A 23,431-nucleotide genomic window follows, 5' to 3' on the forward strand; every position below is an offset into this window, starting at 1 on the left:
CTTCAGTGCAGCAGCCGGCTCTCCTTCGCCTTGCGCGTCGAACCGGCCAGGAGGCGGTTGATGGGGCGCTTGAGCGCGAGCCCGAGCACGAGCGCGGCGGCGGCGTACGCGGCCATGAACGCCAGGCATCGACGCACGATGTCCCAGAGAATGCCGCCGACCGCCTCCCGCATCATGGAGATCGCGTAGGTGAACGGCAGGTACGGATGGATTTTCTGAAAAAACGGCGGCGCCATCTGGATCGGAAACGTCCCGCCCGCACCGCCGAGCTGCAGCACGAGCATGACGATCGCGAACGCTTTGCCGACGTTGCCGAACACCGAGACGAGCGTGTAGACGATCAGCATGAATACCGCCGACAGCAGCATCCCGAACAGCACGAACCACCCGGGGCGCGAGACATACGTGCCCAGGATATAGATGTCCCCCAAGGTGACGCACAGCGACTGAAGCACGGCAAGCGTGCCCAGCGTCAGGTATCTGCCGAAGTAGACGTGGCGACTCCGGTAGGAGACGCCGGGCTCGTCGACGTCGACCGTCATGACCGATACGAGCAATACGGCACCGACCCAAAGGGACAGCGTGGTGAAAAAGGAGACATCGCGGATCCGTAGTTGGGGATCGGATACAGCTTGTTTTCCTTCAGCTCGACCGGCGCCGCGAAAAACGCGCTTTCCTTTTGCGCGTCGTGGCGCAGCAGCTTGATGATGTCCGCGAGGTTGTTTTCCTTCTCGAAGGCGCGAATCTTGTCCGCGATCTCGACAATCTTGCGCTGCGCCGCCGGCAGCTCCGCCTTCGCCTTGGCCAGCTCCGCTCCGCCGACGGCCAGCGCCGACGCCGCGTCCGTCAGGACGCGCTTCGCGTCCGGTATCGCATCGGACGCGTCCTTGAGCAAGGCCTGCGCGGTGCTCGCCGCCTCGGCGGCCTTGCCGAGCGCCGCATCGATGCGCGGCGCGATCTCTCCGTCATAGGCGCCGAGTCCCTCGCCCAGCCGCGTCTCTCCCTCGCCCGCCAGCGCGTTCAGCCGGTCGACGACCGCCTCCGCCGGCCGTTCGCCGCGCCCGGCCGCGTCGGCGATGTCCTCGAGCAGCTTCGCCTGCTCCAGCATGCCGGCTTGCGTCTGCTTCAGCTTCGCCGCTTGCGCGGACAGCGCGGACGATCCCGACATGGCGTCCAGCTGCGACAGCAGGTCGGCGACACGTCCCGCGACGTCCGCGCCGGTCCGCAGGCGCTTCGCGACGGCGGTCGCCGCCGTCGCCGCGGCGTTCAGGTCCGGATCCGCGGCTTGAAGCAGCGCGGTGACCGAGCGGGCCGCGCCTGCGAGCTGCTGCAGGTTCAGCAGATCCTGCTTGATCTGCGGCCCCATTTGCGTAAGCGCCGTGCGGCTTTGTTCGAGGAGCGCGCCGGTTTTCTCGGTCAGCGCCTGACCCTCCTTCGCGAGCGCGGCCGCGTCGGGCAGGCGTTTCTGCGCCTTGGCCACGACGCCGCTCGCGAGTCCGACGTCCCGCTGCGCCGTATCCGCGGCGGCGTTGATCTCCGGGAAGGCGGCTTCGAGCTTGAACAGCAGCGTCTTCACCTTTTCGATCGAGGGCAGGCTAGCCTCCAGCTCGCTGCCTGCTTCGTTGAACAAGCCGAACAGGATGCCGCTCGCCGTTTCGACGAAGCGCTGGCTTACCTCCTGCACGATGCCGCTCGCGCCCTTGGAAGTGATTTTCGGCGCGATCGCGTTGATTTTTTCGTTGACGTAATAGTCGAGCGTCGCAGGCGAAGGCTCGGCGGCCAGGATGGTGGCGAGGCTCGCGGAGAAGTTGTCCGGAATGACGATGGCCGCGTAGTAGTCGCCGTGCTTCACGCCCCGCATCGCCTCGGTCCGGTCGACGAACGTCCACCCGACGCTAGGGTTGTCGGCCAGCTTGGTTGTCATTTCTTTGCCGACATTGACGGGCTGTCCGCGGATCGTCGTGCCCTTGTCTTCGTTCGCGACCGCGATGGCGATGCCGCCGGTCTGCGCGTAAGGATCCCAGGACGCCTCGATGTTGAACCAAGCGTAGAGGGAGGGCAGTCCGACGAGTCCGAGAATGATGACGGCGGCCGCCGGATTCGTGAACGCGCGGCGGAGATCGCGCCAGTAGATGGCGAGGACGGGCTTCATGCGCGCAGGCTCCTTCGCGAGGAAATGTGTACTCATATTGCCCGCGCGCGGCCCATTCCATGCCAGCGCGCGGCTGCGCGCTTCGTCTGCGGCGTATGGCGGGTCTGTATGAGAGGCTGCCGGTCCGCGGCGGGCAGATGTGCGGAGCTTGCGGTACAATGGTGAAAGGAATTTTTGGCGCTAAGGCATCGAGGCGCAAGGAGACGATCTCACGATGAAGGCATCGGTAAATACGCCTGCTGGGCGACGCAATATTGGCATCTTCGCGCATGTCGACGCAGGCAAGACCACGACGACCGAGCAGATGCTGTTCGCGAGCGGGCGCATCCGAACGGCGGGCAGCGTCGACGACGGGACCGCGCAGACGGATTCGCTGGAAGTCGAACGGGCGCGGGGCATCTCGGTCCGTGCGGCGGTTACGCGCTTCGCGTGGCAGGGCATCGACGTGAACCTGGTGGACACGCCGGGGCACGTCGATTTTCTGGCGGAGGTCGAGCGTTCGCTGCGGGTCATGGACGGCGCGATCTTGATCGTGTCGGCCGCGGAAGGCGTCCAGGCGCAGACCGAGGTCGTCTGGCAAGCGCTGCGGGAACTGAATTTGCCGACGATCCTGTACGTCAACAAGATGGATCGCATAGGCGCGGATCCGGACGGCGTCCTCCAGCAGATCCGCCGGCTGCTCTCTACCGCGGCCGTGCCGGTTCAAGCGCCGGTCGGGACCGAGGACGGCTTTAGGGGGACGGTCGACCTCCTGGAAGCGGGGGGGCGGTCGGGGCGAGCGGTCCGAGTGGGCCGATGCGTTCGGCCAGATGCTGGCCGAGGCGGCGGCCGAACGCGACGAAGCGCTGCTGACGCGTTACCTGGAGGAAGGGAGCTTGCCCGCCGCGGATACGAAGGCGTCGATAGTCGCGGGGGCGCGCCGCGGCGAGCTGTATCCGGTTCTGTTCGGGGCGTCGGCGCGGGGCGTTGGCGTGCGGGAGCTGATGGACGCGATGGTCGAGCTGCTGCCGCCGCCCGCGGGCGATCCTGCGGGCGACGTGTCCGGCGTCGTATTCAAGCTCGAGCGCGATCCGGCCATGGGGCGGATCGCTTATGTCCGGCTCTACGGCGGGACGATCGCGAACCGCGACGTCATCCCGGGCGGCGCCGAGGGGACGGGCGACAAGATCACGCAAATCCGCAAAGCGGACGGGAAACGGTGGGCGGACGTCGGCGTGCTTGAGGCCGGGGACATTGCGGCCGTATGCGGCTGGAGCCGGGCGCGGATCGGGGACATCGTCGGCTCGCCAGAGGGCGTGCCCGGCGCGCGGCAGCTGGCGGTGCCGCTGCTGACGGTGCAGGCGTTCTGGCGATCCGAAGCGGAGTATCCCGCCGTAGTCGCGGCCTGTCAGGAGCTGGCGGACGAGGATCCCGCGCTCGCGCTCCAGTGGATGCAGGACGAGCGCGAGCTGCATCTGAAGGTGATGGGGCCGATCCAGACGGAGGTGCTGGCCAGCGTGCTGCAGAGCCGGTTCGGCCTGGCGGTGACGTTCGGTCCGCCGTCGGTCATTTACAAAGAAACGCCAGCCAGCGCAGGCGAGGGATTCGTCGCGTACTTGGCGCCGAAGCCGTGCTGGGCGATCCTCCGCTTCCTCATCGAGCCTCTTCCACGGGGCAGCGGGCTCGTCTATGAATCGAAGGAGCGCGGCGAGCGTCTGCTCGACAGCTATCAGAGCGAAGTGGCCCGGCGGGTGCCGGAGGCGCTGAGGCAAGGCCTGCTGGGCTGGGAGGTCACGGATCTCAAGGTGACGCTGATCGAAGGGGAGCACCATGTCTGGCACACGCATCCGCTGGACTTCGTCATCGCGACGCCGATGGGCATCATGGACGGCCTGGCGCGTACGGGCACGCGGCTGCTCGAGCCCGTGCTCAATTTCAAGCTGTCGGTCCCGGCAGAATTCGCGGGCAAACTGATGAACGAGCTTCTGCTGATGCGGGCGGTCATCGGCGCGCCAGAGCCGGCGGGGGGGGGGGAGCGGATGGAGATCGAGGGCCGCTTGCCCGTGGCCGACTCGCTGGACTTTCCGGCGCGGCTGGGGTCGCTGACCAAGGGGCGCGGCGTGCTGTCCGCTTCGTTCGCGGGCTATCAGGAAGCACCGGAGAACGTAGCGGCTCAGCGCAAGCGCTCGGGCGTGAATCCGCTGGATCAGGCCAAGTTTATCCTGGCGGCGCGCAGCGCGCTGACCGCGACGTAGGCGCGCTTGGCGCACACCGCGGCGCGGTCAGTGGAAGCGAGCCGGCGGCGGGGGCGTTTGAATGTCGTGTAGATACTTGCGGTCGGTCCATCGAACGTCCAATAGCAGAAAAAAGCCGCCAAGGATCGAACGGTTTTGCGACCTCAAGAAGTAGATTGGCGAAAGGGGGGAGTCCGGCGTTTTGGCGACATGGTTTTGGCGACAGGATGGTGACGACGCTCGGCTTCGCTAGAACCAGCCGCGTTTCGAGCGGTACGTGCGCACGCGTGACAGCGCTGACGGCTCGTCTTCGGCGTGCAAAGCGCCAGACGCCGGCGGCTGAGCCGTCACGGCGCGTCCGGCATGGCCGACCGGGCCGGCGGCGGGAGGGGGGCGTCTGCCGGGCCGTCTCCTCGCCAAGCTGCTGTTCCAGGCGGGCCACGCGGCTGCGCAGCTCGATCAGCTCTTGCTGCAGGCCTGCGACCGTGCGTTCCCAATGGCCGAGCACCATCTGAAGATCGTCGGCCCGGTTTTCGGCCGCGGTGTCCGCTTCCGCCGCGGCGGAAGCTTGCGGCGATGAGGTCTTTGGCGCATTCGGCGCGGTCCCCATCGTGCCGCCATGGCTATCTTGAGCGTCCTCCGCATGCTTGCGGCCTGCGCCGAGCAGGCCGTTCAGCTCTTCCTTGGACAGCGCGGACGTTTGATCCGGCATGGTCATCGATCTCCATCCTCCCGACACCGCTCCGATCCGGTCGTTCCGATCGTTCCGATTCTACGGGTCTTTTCCCATTTTACAATAAAAGAGCGGGCGTTGCTCGGTACTCTTATTAGACTTTGCAGGGGCGATCTGCAGGGGGCGGGCTTGCGTGCGGTTTGGAAGCGGGGGCCGGTTGAGGCTGATAGCGATTTGAAGCGAAGGCACGCCGCGGGTTATGATCAAGGTGGCATAAATAACTTGGATTCCATCGTATGGAACGCAAAAGGAGCATATCGACATATGGAGCTTTTTGAAGCGATTAAAGGGCGCCGCAGCATCGGCAAAGTAAAGGACGAGCCGGTAGCTCGCGAATTGATCGAGCAAGTGATCGAGGCGGCAACATGGGCGCCTAGCCATCATAAGACCGAGCCATGGCGATTCGTCGTATTGAGCGGCGAGGGCAGACGCGTGCTTGGCGGCGTCTATGCGGCGATGGCCGAGTCCGCGGTCGCCGGCATGAGCGAGCAGGACCGCGCGGATCGGCTCGCTCGCGAAGAAGCGAAGGCGCTGCGCTCGCCCGTCGTCATCGTCGCCGTGAGCTCGCCGGCAACCGACCATCCGCGCGCGGTGCTGTGGGAAGAGCGGGCGGCCGCGCACGCCGCCGTGCAAAACCTTCTTCTGGCTGCGCATGGCGCCGGCCTCGGCGCGGTCTGGCGTACCGGCGACGGCCTCGGGCATCCGGAAATGGTCAAGGCGTTCGAGCTGACGGGGGAGCGAAGAGATCGTAGGCTTTATTTATATCGGCTATCCGGACATGACGGCGCCGGCTGCATCCCGGATTCCGGTGTCCGACAAGACGCGCTGGATCGAGGGGTAAATCGACGCTTGTTGTTTGCTTGTTGCTGCCTTAATACTGGCGAAAGGTTGCCATTGAAGCAGCAGGCATGGCCGGTTGGGACAGGGATCTGTCGTCGAAGGCGGATGTATGTTTATTAGGGCGCGCGCGCACCTTAAAACCGTAAGTTATAATTGTGGAAGTGCGGAGGCTTGGCCGGCAAATAGCGGTCTAAACGACCGCTATCGGCCCTAGCTGGAAGCGGCGCCGCCCAGCACCTATACACTGCTCATTCGCACACAGACGTCAGTCTCGTCTCTTCGGAGACGAGGCTCTCTTTATCTCATCCGCTTCATGCGAAACCGGAAAGGAGCCGTGCGTCCGCATGACCTATGTCGTTCTCTGGTCCGTCGTCGCCGTCTGCGCCGTGCTCGCGCTGGCGTTAGCGCTCGTCTGTCTTTACCTCTACAGGGTGGCCATCGCGCGGAACAGCAAAGCTTTCCTCGGCGCCGATCCCAGTCTTCCCGAGAACGAAGCGTCCAGCTGGCATTCCGCGGCGGCTTGGTACGGCAGTCAGCCGTTCGAGCTGGTCGAGATCGCGTCGTTCGACGGCCTCAAGCTGCGCGGGCATTATCTGCCTGCGGACGTGCCGTCTCGCCGCGCCGTCGTCCTGGCGCACGGCTACAACGGCCAAGGCGAGGACATGGCCGCCTTCGCCCGCGAGTATCATGCGGCGGGCTACCATATCCTTATGCCGGACGCCCGCGGACACGGGCACAGCGAGGGCCGTTACATCGGCTTCGGCTGGCACGAGCGCAAGGACTACGCGCGCTGGATCGACGAGCTGGTGCGCCGGATGGGCCCGGACGCGCAGATCGTGCTTCACGGCATCTCCATGGGCGGCGCGACGGTCCTGATGACCAGCGGAGAACCGCTGCCTCCCCAGGTGCGGTGCATCGTCTCCGATTGCGCGTACAGCTCGGTGACGGACATCCTGACCTACCAACTGAAGCGGATGTACAAGCTGCCGCCTTTTCCCCTGCTGCCCCTGACCAGTCTCGTCTGCCGGATCCGAGCGGGTTACTTCTTCGGCGAAGCGTCCGTCGTACGCCAGGTGTCCAAGGCGGAGAAGCCGATCCTGTTCATCCACGGGGGGGAGCGACAGCTTCGTGCCGACGGCGATGGTTCACAAGCTGCACGAAGCCGCCGCGCCGGCGGACAAGCCGCTGCTCATCGTGCCGGGCGCGCAGCACGGAACCGCTTATACGACGGACCCGGAGGCTTATAAGGGAGAGGTGCTGTCGTTTCTCGCGCGGCACCTGAGTCCCGACACCATACGGATGACGTCTTCTCGGGAAGCCTAAACGTCGTATTCGAGCTGCTTGCGCGCTTGAGCGATCAACTCGAGCGGCGTGGGCGTCTCCTCCGCGCTGTATTCGATGGCGCCGATCTTCAGAATCAGCTCTATTTTGAAGCGAGATCCCCCCGCGGTCTCATTCAGTTCTCGCGCTCGCTGCCGAAGCCTGTCAATCACGATGTTGGCGCCTTCGCGATCCGTGAACAGCAGCATGCCCCAGGTCGGATTGTCGGCATTGAGCATATACAGCGAGTCGTTCGTCCGGATGCTGGTCTGGCTGAGCTGGCTCACGTTGTAAATCGTCTGGGTCATCTGCTCTCGGCTGATCATGCGCTTGATCTCGTCCCAGTACTTCACGCTGACGATCAACAGCGTGAGCGGCATCTTGTAGCGTTGGGACAGGGCCATGAATACCGTCGCGTCCTTCTGGAACGACAGGTTGTTTTTCAGATCGGTATGCTCGTCCATGGTCGCGAGAGATCGATTCAGCTTCTGGAGCCGCTCGTTGTCCTCCTGCAACCGCCGGTTGGCCATCGTGATCATCCAGGTGATCAGCGTCAGCAGCGGCGTCAGCACCAGCCAGACGTAGTTCTGGGCGCTGACCGTCGCGCCTTCGACGACCGTGCGGTACAGCGTGAACGTCCCGTAGCCGAAGATGAACAGAATGTTCAGGATTAACCCTGCGGTGACGTTGGTGAAATACGTGATGATCGCGATCAGGAAAGCGGCGTTCAGAAAGATGATGTTGTACATATAACGGTCCGGATCGCCCGACATGTAGACGATGGCGACGAAGGAGAATATAAAAAGAAGCAGATAGGCGCCGTCCGACATGAGGCTGCTCTGGTCGCGTCTCATTTTACATCTCTCCTTTTCCGGCGGTGCTTGCGAATCAGCAGAATCAGGGACAGCAGGACGAGCAGCAGCACGGAGACGGCCGCGACGGTAAAGGCCAGCACGTCGCCGCGATCCAGAATGTCGGCTACGGCGGAAGGCTGATCCGGGGCTGCCGCGATCTTGAAGCGGTAAGCGTGAATTTCTCCGTCCATGTCCGTTACCGCTCCGTCTCCGTACACCTTCCAGAGTGTCGATTCGCTAGCGATAAGCTTGGAAGCCAGGTACGCATACCGGGATTCGGCGCCGGTGACCGCCAGCAGTCCGTGGCCGGATTCGTAGGGGGGATACGATCAGCTGCAGCGATCCGATACGTTTGCCGTATTCCTCGTCGATGCTCATCTTCTCGTTCGATACGAACCCGGTGCCCGCGGCATTGTATTTAAAATAAAGGCTTTTGTTCGCGTCGCGGATGACCGGATTGTCCGCATAAGAGCCGATCGCGATGACGTTGCGGTCCTTCAGCTGGTCGGAGGTAACGTCCGTGCCGAAGAAGCGGACTTCGCCGGCATTGCCTTCCGCGTATTGTCCGAGCAGGTTGAACAGGTTGCCGATCGTCCGGTACGTATCGGCATCGCGCGTCCCCGGCAGCACGACGCCGACCTGGTTGTAGATGCCGTCCCGGAGGAACGGATACGGATAGTTGTTAAACAGCAGCTCGGTACGGTCCTTCGTATTCAGCTGCAGCGCCGTGTCGGCGTCGATGAACGCCCAAGGCATCTGATCCTGCGGCAGCACGCAGGAGACATTGTTTTTCAGTTCCAAATCGAATGCAGCCGTGATCGTAAAGTTGCCCGACAAATTCATGTTTTTCGGTATCGTCAGGTTCAGGCTGTCCCCGTCCGCTAACGCCTCGGTCAGCTTCTTGCTGCCGATCGGCTTGCCATTGACAAGGACGGTGACCAGCGACCGGTCGAAGTCCAGATTTTTGGCGTAGCGAAACCGCAGATTGAGCTTGCTGGCCTCGGCGATCGACCGGTTGGCCGGCAGCGCGACATAATAATCTTTGGTCCGGTGGTTGATGCCCGTGACCTGGTCCCCGGCGTCGGTCAGGCTCACGATCTTCGTGATGTTCGGGACCGGAGAGGCGACTTCCGTATTCTCTGTCACTTCCTTGACGGGGCCGGAGAGTTGATCGAGCAGGGCGGCGTTGGCGACGAGCCTGCCCGCCTTGACGAGCAGGGCGGCATTGTCGGAGGTGACGACGAGCGTCGGCTGTCCTTTCGCGTCTACCAGCCGAATGACGGCTTTGTCCCCGAGCGCGGCATCCGGAATCAGGCTTCGGAGGGAGGCCGGGAGCCGGTCGCGCATGGCGACGGCCACGACCAGCTTTTTGTCCGCGATATCGCTGTCGTCGATTCCGTAGGCCAACAGCGGGATGCCCTTCGTACCTGCGCCGCCGGATTTGGCAAGGCCGGACAGCGCATAGACGGCCGCCTCGAGCTCGGAGGCATCGGCATCCTTGGGCACGGCGATCGCGTTGTCCTGCCGGGCGAACGTGTCGAGCCCCGTGAACCGGGCGGCGAAGTCCGCGATGGCATTCGCGAGCGGCAGCGGCGAGTAGCCGACGATGATGCTCGAGCTTTTGTAAATCTGGAACCATTTATCCGCATCGTAGGTGGGCGTGCAGATCTGCACCTGCTCGTCCCCGGACACGATATGGCCCTCGATCGTCAGCGTATTGGTGCCCTGGATCAGTGCCGAGACGGGAACCTCGAAGACCATTCGTTGCCTGGCGCTCTCGCTCGCGACCGGGCGGAACGACGTGATGGCGGTCCCGTTGACGCTGACCGTTACGCTGGACAGCTTATCTTGCGCCAACGGCGAAGCCTTGTAATCCAGGGCGATTTTAACCTGTCCGACTTTCCAATAGACGGGCACCTGGAAAAATTGCTGTTTGTACGAGACGTTGCCGTCCAACGTCGTGTCCGTATCGGCGATCGGCGTCGTGTAGGACGTGGCGCCCGAATCGACGCCGGAATTGACGCCCGGCTCCGCGGCCATGGCCGCATAGGGAGCCGAGGCGGCAGCGGCGAGGCACAGCAGCATGAACAATATGAGGCCTATTTTCACACGGCTTCCTCCTCGCTCAGAATCTTTCGGTCTTGTACCATTTAACCTCGCGCTTGAAAATCTGATCCTTGAAGTAGTTGTAAAGGCCGTAAGCGGCGACGACCATCCATAATTGGCAGTAGGTGACGTACATCAGCAGGATGAGCCACAGGTTCGACAGCTTCATCTCGCCCTTTTCCGTGATCAGCGTGATATACGTCCCGACGACGAAAAGCGTAATCGCCAGCATCCACAGAAACGAGCTGAAACCGGCGATGGTCGTCTTTACATAGCCGAGCGCGTGAAAGATCAACAGTAAATCGGATACGATCAGCGAACTGACCAGCAGAAAGTAGATGGCGACGAAGTATAAGATATCGAAACGGATGCGGGCCGCTTTGCGGTTGAAGAGCAACGGGAAATTTTTGACGATGACGTATACGTTGCCCTTCGCCCAGCGCGACCGCTGCTTGAACCATACCTTGACCGTCTGGGGCTCCTGCTCCCAGGTGACCGATTTGGGCTGGAACTTGATCCGGTATCCCATCATGTAGATCCGGAAGCTGATCTCCGTGTCCTCGGCGATCGCCTTGACGTCCCAGCCTCCGATTTCCTCGACGATGTGTCTGCGCATAATGAAGTTTGTACCCGGTATCGTACATAGCTTGAACAGCTTCCACCTGCCCGCCTGAGCCATCCACTGGAACGAGAGCGTCTCGATGTTGATGAAGCGCGTGAGCAGGCTCGCGTTCCGGTTGCGCGTGCGGAATTTGCCGATGACCGCGCCGAGTTTGGCATCGGCCATGATCTCTGCGACGAGGTAGGTCAGCGCGGTTTTCTCCGGCGTATTGTCCGCGTCGTAAATCGCGATCAGCTCGCCCTTGCTTTGCGCGAAGCCGATGTTGAGCGCATTGGACTTTCCCTTGCCGCCGGTTACTTTGTCGGTGTTGATGACGATCAGGTTCCTGCCTGCATACCGTCGCTGAAGGCCGGACAGCAGCTCGCTGCTATTGTCCGAGGAGTTGTCGTTGATGACGATGATCTCGTACCGGTCCTGCGGGTAATTCAAGGCGAGCAGCGACTCCACCGTTTTGACGATGACCATGCCTTCGTTGTGGGCCGGCACCATGATCGAGACGAACGGAGGGAGCTCCGGCAGCGCGGGCACGGGCTGGCGATCCGTCTGCAAATAAAAAGAGATAGCCGGCGACGATCAGCGCGACGTTCACGAGCAGCAGCGACCAGATGCAGATAACCGAGATAAGCATGAGGATGTCAAAGGGCGTCATGGCGGCCTCCCCGATAAAGGAATTTTCGTCTGTAGCGGCGATAGCCAATGAACAGAAAGAGGCCGAACACCGTCAGCGAAGCGCCGATGATCACCATCAAGATCTGGTTCTGGATGCCGAATAGTTTGGAAAAACTGATCTTCGCGGCTGCGGTGTATGCATAATTCTCGTCCACCGTCTGCTCGTGTTTGCCGATATCCAGCGGCTTGCCGTCGATCAGGAGGCTGCCACCGGAAGACTGAACGGCCACCCTGTCCGTGCGTACCTCGTGCGACCCGTTCTTCAGATCCGCGAAAGGAATCCAGCTGCGGGAGATCGCGTCCACGGCCTCTTCCATGGCGTCCTCGTCCGGGAACAGGTCGAAGGAGAACGCCAGATTCAACGGCAGCGGCGTTCTCAGGGCCGTGTCGGGTTGCTCGTAGTCCTGCAGCTGCGCGAACGGGATGACGTAGGGCGAGAATACGAAGGGCGCGGACTTGTTCGTAGATTGGACGCGCTGCCCGTCTGCGTTCGGGGCAAGGAAGACGGAGTCGAAAAAGGACATGCCCTGCGCGGCATAAACCTTGTCGTAGGTCCAGAACAAGCTCGCGCCCATGCCGAGCGGTGCGATGCCGTTCGCCGCGAGCAGTTCGATAAAGCCGCTCATCTTGCCGTGAAGCGAGTCGTCGCCGGCTGTCGAAGTGGCGGCGACGGCCGGCGCGTCGACGACGATGCTGCCGTTGCGGGACTGCACATACTGCAATGCCTGGACATAACGCTGCATCGCCGGGTAGTTCGTGTTATAAAAAAACGGGCTTCACGCTGACTGCGAAAGGGACCCCGGCATCGTAGAGCCGGTCGGCGAGCGTCTTCAGCAGCTCGAGATCGGAGAACGGATAGATCTCTCTAATCAACAAGTACGCGCCGAATTCGTCCTCGGCGTGAAGCCAGTCCTTCAACACGTAGGCCAGCGCCAGCTCGGCCAAGCTGCCCGCGGACAGATAGCCGGCATAAGCGTAGCCGCCCGCGGATACCGCATAGGGCGAGCGCTTCCCGTCGCTCGCGAAAGTCAGCGTGCCATAGCGCTTGGCAGCGCTTGAAGCCCCTGCGATATAGTCCAGGTTCCCGACGTCCGGCAGCGTCTGACTGTATTCCCCCGCCTTGAGGCGGACCGTGTCCGGCGGCGCGGAGGCCAGCTTCAGGTCCAGGCCGGCCCGCACGCGGTCCGGAAGCTCCTGGCCGCCGATCTGGAGGTAGTCTCCTTCGTAAGCCGCCAATTCCGAAGCAAGCGCGCCGTTAGGAGGGAGGTCGGGCGCGTTGCGCATGACCACGACCCGCCGGTAGGACTTCAGCGTCCCCTCGGCATAACGGTCGAAGGCCATGGCGGCGACGGGTATGCCGTAGGCGGCAAGCAGCCGCTCGAGCGTTTCGACGTTTCTCTCCCGCGGTGTCGACAAGGCCAGACTATCGTAGAGGAGCAGCGCCGGACCGTCAGCCGAAGCGGGAATGCCGGCGGCGGCAGAAGATCCGGGGGCGACGGTCGGGCATGCGAGCAAGAACGCCAACATCATCAGTATCGTAGTCCCGGGGATACCGATTTTTTTTCGCATGGTCCTTCCTCCTCGCTTGATGGTCGGGCTAGGCGGCGGTCGTCGCCGATGGCGCCGTGTTCAGGTGCGTCGGTACGTTGCGCCAGAGACATCCCGACAAGGCGTCGGATACCGTAATGAAGGTTACGAGATCAAAGACGATCGTGAACATGAACTCGTGCTTCGCCAAGTCGGCATCCCCTGCGCCGACGATCGAGATGGCGATTCCGGCGAGACCGAGGAGGATCATCGTGAGCAGCAGCGGCAGCCTGACCGCCTGTCTTCGATTTTTGGTCCTGACGGCGGAAACGAATGAGGGCATATACAGCCCGACGACGATGATCGCCCAGAGGAAGATGAAGCCGAAGGTTTTGGGCGTCAGCGCCTTCTTGAGCATGCTGTACAAGGAAAAGAAATGCGTCTGCGCGCCGAAAGCCAGGCCTTCCGACTTTTCGTAATTGCCCATGGTCTCCGGCCGAGTCGTAAACGCGCCTTGTGCGGCGAGGTTCAGCATCCGTCCGGCCTGATCCGGATGAGTCGCATAGTAGGCGAGCACCTTGCCGAAACCGAATTTTCCGTAGAACTCCGTCAGCATCTTATTGGAGTTCACGTCGATTGTCGTATAAGGGTCGTAATAGGTCGTGCCACTGAGCAGGGAATATTGTCCGTCGATGCCCATGCTCTTCAGCGACTGCTCGGGGTCGCTCGAATCCGGCAGCACGCCTCGGGTCATGGCATGATATTTGTTGATGTTGACGAATTCCTGCGGAATCAGCGCGTAGGAAGCGATGCTGACGATGAGCAGCAGCGTCAAGCCCCCGGCTGCGCTGAGCCTGTAAGGGCGGTTGCTGCGTGCCAGCAGCAACCAGATTCCGAACAAGGCGATCAGGATGCCAAACGGCGCATTCTGCTGCTTGCTCGTGACGAGCAGCAGCGAGCTGATCACGAACACGGCAAGCATGGTGTAGTCGTTGAACCGCCCGCGATAGATCAGCAGACCGGAGGCCAGCATGAACAGCGACATAATCAACATTAAAGCTTCGCTGTAAAAAGAGTTGAAATAAGCGGTGTAGGCCGTGTCTCCGAAAATAAAGACCGCGAGCGCGGCAATGATGTATCCGCGCTTGGCTGGCGCTCTCCAGGTCAGCGCCTCGACCAGCATATAGACGGCGACTGTGTAAAGTATCAAATAGATCGCGGCTTGGGTGCGGATATCGAACGTCCGGGCGTCCAAAAACCAGATGTTCAGCTGAAGCGCCTGGCGCACGAATAGCGACTGTGATGAATAGAGCGAGACGCCTGCGTCGTTATAGTATTGAAAAATGCCATAGTCCTTTATGAAGTAACCGAATTGTTGTTTGCTGTAGTCCGGCGCGCTGAAATAAATACCGTTGCTGTAAAGGATGCGAAAATAGTCGCCGTTATCGGCCATGCCGATGTAAGGCTTGACGAACAAGGCGGCCGCCGAGATCGCGAGCACCGCGGCGGCGGCGAGCAAAGAGGGAGAGGCGTAACGGGCTGCCGCTTTGAAGAGGCGCTTGCAGTAGTCGGCGATTGCCCCCGTGCTCGACATGTCCGATCGGTTCATATTCTCCTCTCCTTCCCCGTCGTTCAAGCTGCAGTTAGTAAGCGTAAGCCAGCAGGGCCGTCAAATTGTCGAACGAGTAGGCTTGGCCCGTCGCAGGGTCGCCGAAGCCGCCGTCCAGCGGTCCGCCGGTCCCCGTCGTCCGTAACTCGTTCATTCTCGCGATCGCTCGTTCATACAGTTCCTTGTCGCCCGCGGCCGATCCGATCATCGCAGCCAGCGCGTAGATGGCGGTCGAGCGCACGTCGTCTTTGGGCTCTCCCGTCCGGCTGTATGTGCCGAACAGTGTGCCGGCGTCAACAAGCTTTTTGATGTACGCGACGCTCTCGGGATGCGCGATCCCCGCCTCGGACAGGTGCAGAATCGTCACTAGCGATTCCACGGTACGGATGTCCAGGGGGAGACGCGTATTCCCCCTTGCCGTAATCGTAGCGCGTCTCGTAAAAAAGGAAACGCGTCGCCGAGGTAGCCGCCTTCAGCCTTGCGACGGGCGTTTTCGAGCAACCGCTTCTTGTCGTTTTCCGGAAGGCTCAGCATCCCGAGCGTCTTGAGATCGATATCACACAAGGTGAGAAAATCATTGGTCGTCTTGTGCGTCTCGTCGTAAAAGTCGTAGAGACGTCCGTCCTTGACGTTATAGGCGTAGAAGCGCTGCCCATAGCGGTCGGCCTCGGACGTATAAGCGGCGTCCTTGAACGAGGCGCCGGCCTCGTAGAGCGCGCGGATGATCCGCAGGTCGTCGACGGCCGCGTTGACCGGATAGCGTCGGTCCGACAGCGGACTGTAGCGGTAGCTGAACGACGCGTCCATGTCGAATACGGCGCGGGCCTGGTTCCATGACGTCTCGAAGGAATCGCGCCGCCCGCTCAGCGCGTAGTATCGCATCAAGAGTCCGGCCGACTCGCTCAAGATCTCGTGGCCGCTTGCGGCTGTGCCGTCTTGCGCCGTATCGATGAGATTCGTGTAGATGCCGTACCTGCCTGTCATGCGGTCCGCGATGAATGCTTCGAGCGTGGCGCGCCCTTCGTCGTAAGCCGCCGAGGCGCCGTACCGGTTGGGCGGCAGCGCGTTTTTGGCCGCGTCATCCGATGGTATCGCGCTCTGTCCGCATGCAACGAGTATAGCTGCGCATGCGCCGAGGACGGCGATGAGTCGAATCCTCATTTTCGTCGCATCGCTCCTGTCTTGATACGAATGGTCGCAAGGTTGTTCTACAATAATTACCACGCACTCCCCGCCTGTGCGACGGCATTCGGAATCATTTTTTCATGATTCGACAAATATTCATTTAGAAAGCTTAAATAACCGTGAATAAAGTCTGATTATGTATATTAATGGCGAATAAATAGTTATAAGAGATTATAGGTGTGAAAATTGGATTTAAAAATGATTCGTTATGCCTACTTGTCTGCCATAAAGAATATTTTAGATGAAACCTAGGATTTCGTAACGTTGAACAATTTGGTAATTCGGTCGGAAAGGCGGAACGCCCTGGATGCGTAATTGACGTTAAAAAAAGACAAATGATATAGTTCGATAGTGAAACAATTCAATCATCGAATGATTAGAGGGTGATACGATTGCTGACGGGACCGAAGCTTAACGGCCTCATCGAACGCTACAAGGCGGCCATGTTCACCGTGAACCGGCGAATGACGGCGCTGCTGCGGGACGAGATGCCCGGCGATCTGACGCTGGACCAGTTCGCGATCATTCAATACGTAGGGACGCGCGACGACTGCACGTCGACCGAGCTGGCCGACGTATTTTGCGTGGGCAAGAGTTCGATTACGGCCATCGTGTCGCGTCTGGTGGACAAGGGGCTGATCGTGCGCAGTCCCGACGGCAAGGACCGGCGTGTCACGTACCTGCGGCTGACGGAGGCCGGCGGGAGCATGGCGATCGACCTGAACGAGCGGATCGGATCGCTGCTCGGCGCGTACGTGTCGGCGTTCGACGAGGCCGAGGCCGATCAATTCATAGAGACCTACGAGAAGCTGGCGCGCGTCATCATTCAGGGCGGCGGAGAAGCTTCCGGGGGAGAGGAGCGGCGGGGATTCATGAAAAGCATCGTCAAATTCAGGTGGGCGGTACTCGCGCTCTGGCTCGTCGTCGTGGCCGGGCTGGTGCTCACGGCGCCGAACATGGCGGATCTGGTTCGTGAGAAAGGGCAGATCACCGTGCCGGACGGCTATACGTCGACCAACGCGGGCGAGCTGCTGCACGAGCGGGATGCACAGCGCGATAACGACGGCGGAGACGGGCGCGGCAACGCGACCGTGCTCGTCTTCCACGGCGACGCGGCGCTTACCGACGCGCAGATGTCCGAGATCAAGGCGGGCATCGATAAACTGAAGACGGAGAAGGAAAAGCTGGGCATCGGCTCGGTGACGACCCACTTCGACACGCCGGAGCTGAAGGACCAGATGGTGTCCAAGGACGGCAAGACCGTGCTGGCGCTCCTCACCGTGAATACGGCCGGACGCGAGCTGTCCGAGGTGCGAGAGGGTCTGACGAACGCCATATCCGACGTCAAGGTCGACCACTACTACACGGGCAACTGGATCATCCAGGAGGACGTCGTCGAGAGCTCGCAAGAGGGTCTGCACAAGACGGAGTACATCACCGTCATCTTTATTCTCGCGATTCTGTTCCTCGTGTTCAGGTCCGCGATCGCGCCGTTCATCCCGCTCGTGACGGTCGGGATCAGCTACATCGCGGCGCAATCGGTCGTTTCTTTTTTTGGTCAAATATCTCGATTTTCCGTTGTCGAACTTCACGCAGATTTTCATGGTCGCGGTCATGTTCGGCATCGGCACGGACTACTGCATCCTGCTCATCAGCCGGTTTAAGGAAGAGCTGGCGCATAACGGCGGGGACAAGGTCGGGGCGATTCTGACGACTTACCGGACCGCGGGGAAAACCGTCATGTATGCCGGTCTCGCCGTGCTCGTCGGCTTCGCCTGCATCGGGTTTTCCGCGTTCAGCCTGTATCAATCGGCGGTCGCGGTCGCGGTCGGCGTCGCGGTGCTGTTGATCGCGCTGGTGACGCTCGTGCCGTTTTTCATGGCGGTGCTGGGCAAAGCCATCTTCTGGCCGACGCGCGGCTCGCTCGAGCACAAACCGAGCCGGTTCTGGGGCGCGATGGGCAGCTTCTCCCTGAAGCGGCCGCTCTGGTCGCTGCTCGTGCTGGCGGTCGTGCTGGCGCCGTTCCTTTCCATCTATAAAGGCGCGATCTCCTTCAACTCGCTGGACGAGATCGGCGACCGCTACGATTCGGTCAAGGGCTTTAACGTCATCGCGGACAGCTTCGGACCTGGCGAGTCGCTGACGACGACGGTCGTGCTCAAGACCGACAAGGCGATCGACACGTCGGAAGGACTCGCGATGATCGAGCGGGTGAGCCGCGAGCTGGCAGGCGTCGACGGCGTCAAAGCCGTTCGGAGCGCGACGCGGCCGACGGGCGAGGCGCCGAAGGACTTTCAGGTGACGCAGCAGGTCGACACGCTCGGCAGCGGACTGGACCAGGGCGCGCAAGGCATCGGCCAGGTGTCCAAGGGGCTTGCCGACGCGAGCAAGTCGCTCAGCGCCAACGCATCGAAGCTTAGCGGGGCGGCCGAAGGCGCCGACGAGCTCGTGGCCGGCACGCAGTCGCTCAAGAGCGGCATCGCGCAGCTGGAGAGCGGCCTCAAGGCGGTGCAGAACGGGCTGAAAGAGGCACGGCCGGCGCCGGTGAGCTGCGCCAGGGCGCGGCCCAGGCGAAGAAGAGCGCGGATCAGCTGCTGGCAGCAAGCCGCAAACTCGAGGCAAGCTACAAGCAGCTGGCAAGCGGGCTCGATCAGCTCGGCGCGGGGTACGGCGACATCGCCGCCAAGCAGAAGGCGCTGGCAGACGGCCTTGCCGACCTAGGCAAGGGTGTCGGAGGCCTCGGCGACAAGTATCCGGAGCTGGCTTCCGATGCGGATTACCAGCGCGCGGTCGCCTCGCTCGGCCAGCTGCAGTCGAGCGCTTCGCAGCTGGCGGGCGGACTGTCGCAGCTGAATGCCAAGCTGGACGGCGCGGCCGCGGGCTTGAAGCAGGCGAACGCCGGTCTGGCCCAAGCGGCGGACGGGCAGGCGCAGCTGTCGGCTGGGCTTGCGAAGCTGGCGTCCGGCATCGGTTCGCTGCAGAGCGGGCTGGATCAGGCTGCCGACGGCCAAGGGCAGATCATCGGGCAGCTGCCGGGCGTAACGGGCGGCCTCGACAAACTGGCGGACGGCCAGCAGCAGCTCGGCGACGGCTTCGCGCAGCTGAACGACCAGCTGGGCCAGCTCACGAGCGGGCTGAATAAAAGCGTAAACGGCCTCGACCAGGTGTCGGGCGGCCTGAAGTCGGCCCAAGACTACATCGGCGAGCTGTCCTCGGCATCGGACAGCGACCTTAGCGGCTGGTTCATCCCGGCCGACGCGATTCAGCGCGCGGACTTCCAGCAGGCGCTGGACGTATACGCTTCGAAGGACCGCAAGATCACGACGTTCGACGTCATTTTCTCCGGCAACCCGTACGAGCTCGAGACGATGAAGCTCATCGATCCGCTGCAGGAAGCGATCGACCGCGGTTTGAAGGGCACGTCATACGACGCAGGCTCGACCCATGAGATCGGCGGCGTCACCAGCGCCAACAACGACCTGCACGAGATCTCCTCCGCGGACTACTCGCGGACGGTCGTGCTCATGCTGATCGGCATCGGCCTGATTCTGATCTTCATGTTCCGGTCGATCGTGATCCCGATCTACCTGGTCATCTCCCTGCTCGGGACTTACTACACGTCGCTCGCGATCACGGAGCTCATCTTCGTGCGGATCCTCGGGCATTCGGGCACGAGCTGGACCGTTCCGTTCTTCGGCTTCGTGCTGCTGATCGCGCTCGGCGTCGACTACAGCATCTTTCTGATGGACCGGTTCCGCGAATACCGCGACCTGCCGCCGCAGGAGGCGATCCTGAAGGCAATGCGGAACATGGGCACCGTCATTCTATCCGCCGCGCTCATCCTGGGCGGCACGTTCGCGGCGATGCTGCCGTCGGGCGTCATGTCGCTGCTTCAGATCGCGACGATGGTGCTGTGCGGATTGTTCCTGTACGCGGTCATCGTGCTGCCGCTGTTCGTGCCGGTCATGGTGCGCACGTTCGGCGAGGCGAACTGGTGGCCGTTCATGGGGCGGCGATCGCCGGCCTCCGTCGGCGCCACGCCCGCCGAAGTGCGCGTGGCGTCGCACGAGGGATAATCGGAGGCAGAACTCGAATTTGAAGCAAAGAGCTGAAACGAAGCCGAAATCGTCAAACGGGACGAAGCAGAGAAATTTTCCTGCTTCGTCCCGTTTGCGTTTTTGGCCGACGACTCTTTCTTGTCCAAGCCTCGAAGCAGATAACGCCGGAATGCCCGGTTGTTTTTCACCTGGCCCAATCATCTCTCCGGCTCGGTCATGCGGCATACGGACAGCTCGTAACCGGCGAGAGGTCTGATGGGGCAGGAGTTCAGCCGTTAACCTTGATCACGGGATACGTTTTAACCGCTTGGTCCAACGTCTGCTTCTCCATGAGCTTGCCGTCCAGCACCACTGCGGAAATGCTTGTCGTGTTTCGAATGTCCTCCAGCGGGTTCTTGTCCAGCAGCACGAGATCGGCCTGCATTCCTTCTTCCACGCTGCCCGTCTCCTCTTCTCTCCCGAAATATTTCGCAGGATTCAGCGTTGCTGTCTGCAAGGCCTGCAGTGGCGTAAGGCCGCTCTTCACGAGCAATTCAAGTTCGTCATGGAGAGAAACGCCGTAGATTAAGTTCGTCAGCTCGTATCCGGAATCGGTGCCCGCCAGCATCGGCACGCCGGCATCGTTCAATTTCTTGACCATGCCCGGATTCAAGGAATTAATCGTAGCGACCAATTCCGTCTGTTCGGGAGGAACGGCGCGAATCGTCTCGGCCCATCGCTCCTGCACGGCGGTCGGTACGTATTTGGACCGAGGATCGATTTCCGTTTTGCCCATATTAAAATAAGTAACGAGGGTGGGCACAGGCCAAACCTCTTTTTCTTTGAATTCGCGAAAGAGCTTGTCTGCCTTTTGAGCGTCATAATGCTGGGAAGCCTCGATCTCTGCCACCGAATAACCGGCCAAATCGCTCATATCGGCATTTTTGAAGATGTCGTCTTCGATGCTCGAAGTGGCAATAAACAAGCCGTGCATATGTTCGATGCTTTTGAAACCAAGTTGGACCGCTTCTTCGGCCCGAACCTCCACCGGCAAATGTCCGACTACCGGCAAGCCGTATTTCTTGGCTTCATCCACGACCGCGAGAAACAGAGGACGCGGCAACCAAGAGTATACCTTAATATGACTCGCGCCTTTCTCTGCATTGATCCGTACCGCTTCGCGCGCTTCTTCCTCCGTTTTTAAGTAACGCATGTGAGGGGCATCATCGGCCGGACCTCCATTCAAGGTCATACCCGCGTAGACGAGATGCGGCGCTGTCATACCGGCTTGTATACTTGCTTTCCACTCATCGATCCGGGGAAGCGCCGCTCCCATCTCCCTGATTCCGGTCACTCCGTTCGCCAGGAGAAGCGGAAATGCTTCTTTGTAATTATCCTCCAGATGCACGTGCATGTCCCACAGGCCGGGAATGACGTATTGTCCCTTGGCGTCCCTTACTTGTACATCATCGGGAAGATCGATGTCCGCGCTGTTGCCGATACGAGTGATCTTATGATCCGCAATGGTGATCGTCTGATCGTTTGCCAGCTTGCCGGTTTTTACGTCCACGACTGTCGCATGCTCAATCGCGAGCGTCTGCTTCATGCCGGACGGCTTGTTCTCATCGTCGGCATCCGTACATCCCGCCAAAACAACCGATAAAGCCATAACGCCGAGGACAAACGTCCCGATCCTTTTCGTTTTTCTCATTCAACTTGCTCCCCCCTTATCGTAATGAACCCTAGTCGGTATAACTTGATTGTAGAGATTAAACCCTGCATTTTTCTTAATGGGTTCTTACAAAAAAGCTTACGTTTACGAAGAGGGGAGGGAGACGGGTTGTCAATGTCCCCGAACTGTGAGGTAATAGATGCAAAACGTTCGCGGAGGACATCCATGTCGGGCAATCACATACTTCTTGTCGAGGATGATCGAGCCATCAGCGGAATGGTGGGTCCTTATCTGGTCAAAGAGGGCTACCGCGTCACCTATGCCTATGACGGCATGGAGGCGGAGCGCCTGTTCGCGGAGCAGCCTCTCCGGTACGATCTTGTCATCCTGGATCTCATGCTGCCGCTCCGAAGCGGTCTGGAGGTGCTGCGTTCGATTCGGAACGTTAGCTTGGTACCGGTACTTGTCTTGTCGGCTAAGGACGGCGAGGCGGACAAGGCGCTCGGCCTCGAATGGGGCGCGGACGATTACGTCAGCAAGCCCTTTTCGCTCATCGAACTGATCGCCCGCGTGCGGGCGGCCATTCGCCGCTCAACTTATTCCGTGTCATCGACGAAGGCCGTAGGTTCGCCGGAACGGGCTGAGATCATCCGGGTCGGGGGGGATCGTTATGAACCTGGAGACGTACGGGGTCGAGCGGGAAGGCCTGCCCATCAAGCTGACGTCCAAGGAATTCGGCATCCTCAAGCTGCTCGCGGAGCATCCGGGCCGAGTCTATACAAAAGCTCAGATCTACGCGTCGGTCTGGAACGACGCTTTTATCGGAGACGACAACATTATTAACGTGCATATGCGACGCTTGCGCGAGAAGCTGGAAGAGGACCCGTCCGACCCGAGGTACATCAAGACGCTGTGGGGCCTCGGGTACAAGCTGGAAGCGGACCAGTCATGATCGGGTTTCTCGCCGCTTTCGCCGCGCTGCTCGGAATAGCCGCAATCGCATTGGCGGCGCTCCTGCGCAAACGAAGCCGACAGCTCGATTATCTTCACGTCAAGCTGAACGCGATCTTGGAAAATGGCACGAACGAAAGGCTGCTGATGTTCGACAGCGGCAATCGGGTAGGGCGGCTTTTGAGTGACCTGAACCGGCTGCTTGACCACGCGCATCGGGCCGGCGCGCGCTATACCAATCAGGAGATTGAGATCCGCCGCATGCTGTCCAATATCTCCCATGACCTGAAGACGCCGCTGACGGTGGTTCTGGGCTACAGCGAGATTCTTCTTCATGACCGCAGCCTAGCCGAGCGGGAGCGGGAAGCCATGACGGCGAACATTCACGAAAAGGCGCAAGAAGTGCTCCGTCTCGTTCATTCCTTCTTCGATCTGGCCAAGCTGGAGGCGGGCGACACCGAGATTGTGCTGACTCGCGTGAACGCCAGCGAGTTGTGCCGCTTGAAGTTGTTGTCTTTTTTACGACATGTTTGCAAGCCTTGGGATAAGGCTGGCGTTGTCTATGCCGGACGAAGACCTGTATGTCATGGCTGACTCGGAGGCGCTGGAACGCGTGCTGGATAACCTGATCACGAATGCGATGAAGTATGGGATCGATGGCAAACTGCTGGGCTTGACGTTAGAGCGGAAGGACGAAGGGGAAGATTCTCCTCCAGGTGTGGGACAAGGGCAAGGGCATCCCGGAGACGGAGCACCAACGGATCTTCGAGAGAATGTACACGCTCGAGGATTCGCGCAATCGTCTCTACCAAGGCAGCGGCCTCGGCCTGACCATTACGAAGCGGCTCATCGAACGCATGGGAGGCACCATTGTCTTGCATAGCGTGCCCTGGGAGCGGACCGTGTTCACGGTTGTCCTGAAGTCTGGCTAGCAAAGGAGC

The 23,431-nt window shown here is 61.0% G+C and carries 15 protein-coding genes and 6 pseudogenes; 8 read left to right on the top strand and 13 right to left on the bottom strand.

The features are described from left to right. Nucleotides 1–2: 2 nt before the first annotated feature. Together OMP38_RS35260 and OMP38_RS28700 are read right to left on the bottom strand one after the other, a co-directional pair. Nucleotides 3–557 (bottom strand): YhgE/Pip family protein, encoded by a 555-nt coding sequence (locus tag OMP38_RS35260; protein ID WP_338130688.1) that lies wholly within the window; start codon nucleotides 555–557, stop codon nucleotides 3–5. Continuing rightward, a complete protein-coding gene (locus OMP38_RS28700; RefSeq protein ID WP_338130689.1) occupies nucleotides 539–2,152 on the bottom strand; it encodes a YhgE/Pip family protein in 1,614 nt (537 codons plus the stop codon). Before OMP38_RS28700 ends, OMP38_RS35260 begins: the two co-directional genes overlap by 19 nt. A 304-nt stretch (nucleotides 2,153–2,456) precedes the next feature. Here OMP38_RS28700 and OMP38_RS36345 point away from each other — a divergent pair. Beyond that, nucleotides 2,457–2,849 (top strand): annotated as a pseudogene (locus tag OMP38_RS36345) (GTP-binding protein); the annotation flags it as partial. A 274-nt stretch (nucleotides 2,850–3,123) separates the two neighbouring features. Further along, the gene (locus tag OMP38_RS36350; RefSeq protein WP_420869764.1) at nucleotides 3,124–4,386 is read left to right on the top strand and encodes a hypothetical protein; all 1,263 of its coding nucleotides are present in this window, start codon (nucleotides 3,124–3,126) and stop codon (nucleotides 4,384–4,386) included. On the opposite strand, the gene OMP38_RS28715 is transcribed toward OMP38_RS36350, so the two are convergent. Next, nucleotides 4,349–5,083, bottom strand: a complete 735-nt coding sequence (locus tag OMP38_RS28715) for a hypothetical protein (protein WP_277568127.1) — start codon at nucleotides 5,081–5,083, stop codon at nucleotides 4,349–4,351. The genes OMP38_RS36350 and OMP38_RS28715 overlap by 38 nt on opposite strands. A gap of 279 nt (nucleotides 5,084–5,362) precedes the next feature. On the opposite strand from OMP38_RS28715, the gene OMP38_RS28720 reads away from it, so the two are divergent. Continuing rightward, nucleotides 5,363–6,058, top strand: a complete 696-nt coding sequence (locus tag OMP38_RS28720) for a nitroreductase family protein (protein WP_338130690.1) — start codon at nucleotides 5,363–5,365, stop codon at nucleotides 6,056–6,058. Between the two features lie 224 nt (nucleotides 6,059–6,282). After that, nucleotides 6,283–7,185 carry an alpha/beta hydrolase gene (locus OMP38_RS28725; protein ID WP_277568128.1) on the top strand — a complete coding sequence of 301 codons (903 nt, stop codon included), beginning with the start codon at nucleotides 6,283–6,285 and terminating at the stop codon, nucleotides 7,183–7,185. Between the two features lie 72 nt (nucleotides 7,186–7,257). On the opposite strand, the gene OMP38_RS28730 is transcribed toward OMP38_RS28725, so the two are convergent. From OMP38_RS28730 to OMP38_RS28770, 9 genes and pseudogenes are all read right to left on the bottom strand, one after another. After that, the gene (locus tag OMP38_RS28730; protein WP_277568129.1) at nucleotides 7,258–8,112 is read right to left on the bottom strand and encodes a diguanylate cyclase domain-containing protein; all 855 of its coding nucleotides are present in this window, start codon (nucleotides 8,110–8,112) and stop codon (nucleotides 7,258–7,260) included. Continuing rightward, nucleotides 8,109–8,303: a hypothetical protein gene (locus tag OMP38_RS28735; RefSeq protein WP_277568130.1), complete on the bottom strand. Its 195-nt coding sequence runs from the start codon at nucleotides 8,301–8,303 to the stop codon at nucleotides 8,109–8,111. The genes OMP38_RS28730 and OMP38_RS28735 overlap by 4 nt, the downstream gene beginning before the upstream one ends. A gap of 46 nt (nucleotides 8,304–8,349) precedes the next feature. Then, a complete protein-coding gene (locus tag OMP38_RS28740) occupies nucleotides 8,350–10,221 on the bottom strand; it encodes a cellulose biosynthesis cyclic di-GMP-binding regulatory protein BcsB (RefSeq protein ID WP_277568131.1) in 1,872 nt (623 codons plus the stop codon). Between the two features lie 16 nt (nucleotides 10,222–10,237). Further along, nucleotides 10,238–11,489 (bottom strand): annotated as a pseudogene (locus tag OMP38_RS28745) (glycosyltransferase family 2 protein). Further along, nucleotides 11,476–12,252, bottom strand: coding sequence for a hypothetical protein (locus OMP38_RS28750; protein ID WP_277568132.1), 777 nt, complete (start codon nucleotides 12,250–12,252; stop codon nucleotides 11,476–11,478). Before OMP38_RS28750 ends, OMP38_RS28745 begins: the two are co-directional and overlap by 14 nt. A gap of 16 nt (nucleotides 12,253–12,268) precedes the next feature. Beyond that, complete coding sequence (locus tag OMP38_RS28755; protein ID WP_277568133.1) at nucleotides 12,269–13,078, bottom strand: hypothetical protein; 810 nt, start codon at nucleotides 13,076–13,078, stop codon at nucleotides 12,269–12,271. Between the two features lie 28 nt (nucleotides 13,079–13,106). Next, nucleotides 13,107–14,645, bottom strand: coding sequence for a glycan biosynthesis hexose transferase WsfD (wsfD, locus tag OMP38_RS28760; RefSeq protein ID WP_277568134.1), 1,539 nt, complete (start codon nucleotides 14,643–14,645; stop codon nucleotides 13,107–13,109). Between the two features lie 34 nt (nucleotides 14,646–14,679). Beyond that, nucleotides 14,680–15,024: a hypothetical protein gene (locus OMP38_RS28765; protein ID WP_277568135.1), complete on the bottom strand. Its 345-nt coding sequence runs from the start codon at nucleotides 15,022–15,024 to the stop codon at nucleotides 14,680–14,682. Further along, nucleotides 15,012–15,806: a hypothetical protein gene (locus tag OMP38_RS28770; protein ID WP_277568136.1), complete on the bottom strand. Its 795-nt coding sequence runs from the start codon at nucleotides 15,804–15,806 to the stop codon at nucleotides 15,012–15,014. Before OMP38_RS28770 ends, OMP38_RS28765 begins: the two co-directional genes overlap by 13 nt. 512 nt (nucleotides 15,807–16,318) lie before the next feature. Between OMP38_RS28770 and OMP38_RS28775 the strand changes: the two are divergent. Both OMP38_RS28775 and OMP38_RS28780 read left to right on the top strand, forming a co-directional pair. Continuing rightward, nucleotides 16,319–16,519, top strand: a pseudogene (locus tag OMP38_RS28775) (MarR family winged helix-turn-helix transcriptional regulator); the annotation flags it as partial. Nucleotides 16,520–16,702: 183 nt separating this feature from the next. Continuing rightward, a pseudogene (locus OMP38_RS28780) lies at nucleotides 16,703–19,906 on the top strand (MMPL family transporter). A gap of 250 nt (nucleotides 19,907–20,156) precedes the next feature. On the opposite strand, the gene OMP38_RS28785 reads toward OMP38_RS28780, so the two are convergent. Continuing rightward, nucleotides 20,157–21,578, bottom strand: coding sequence for an amidohydrolase family protein (locus tag OMP38_RS28785; RefSeq protein WP_277568137.1), 1,422 nt, complete (start codon nucleotides 21,576–21,578; stop codon nucleotides 20,157–20,159). A 186-nt stretch (nucleotides 21,579–21,764) separates the two neighbouring features. Here OMP38_RS28785 and OMP38_RS28790 point away from each other — a divergent pair. Then, nucleotides 21,765–22,491 (top strand): annotated as a pseudogene (locus OMP38_RS28790) (response regulator transcription factor). Continuing rightward, a pseudogene (locus OMP38_RS36355) lies at nucleotides 22,488–23,422 on the top strand (sensor histidine kinase). Before OMP38_RS28790 ends, OMP38_RS36355 begins: the two co-directional pseudogenes overlap by 4 nt. Nucleotides 23,423–23,431 lie beyond the last annotated feature (9 nt).

This window comes from Cohnella ginsengisoli, from assembly GCF_029525555.1.
Classification (GTDB): Bacteria; Bacillota; Bacilli; order Paenibacillales; family Paenibacillaceae; genus Cohnella; species Cohnella ginsengisoli.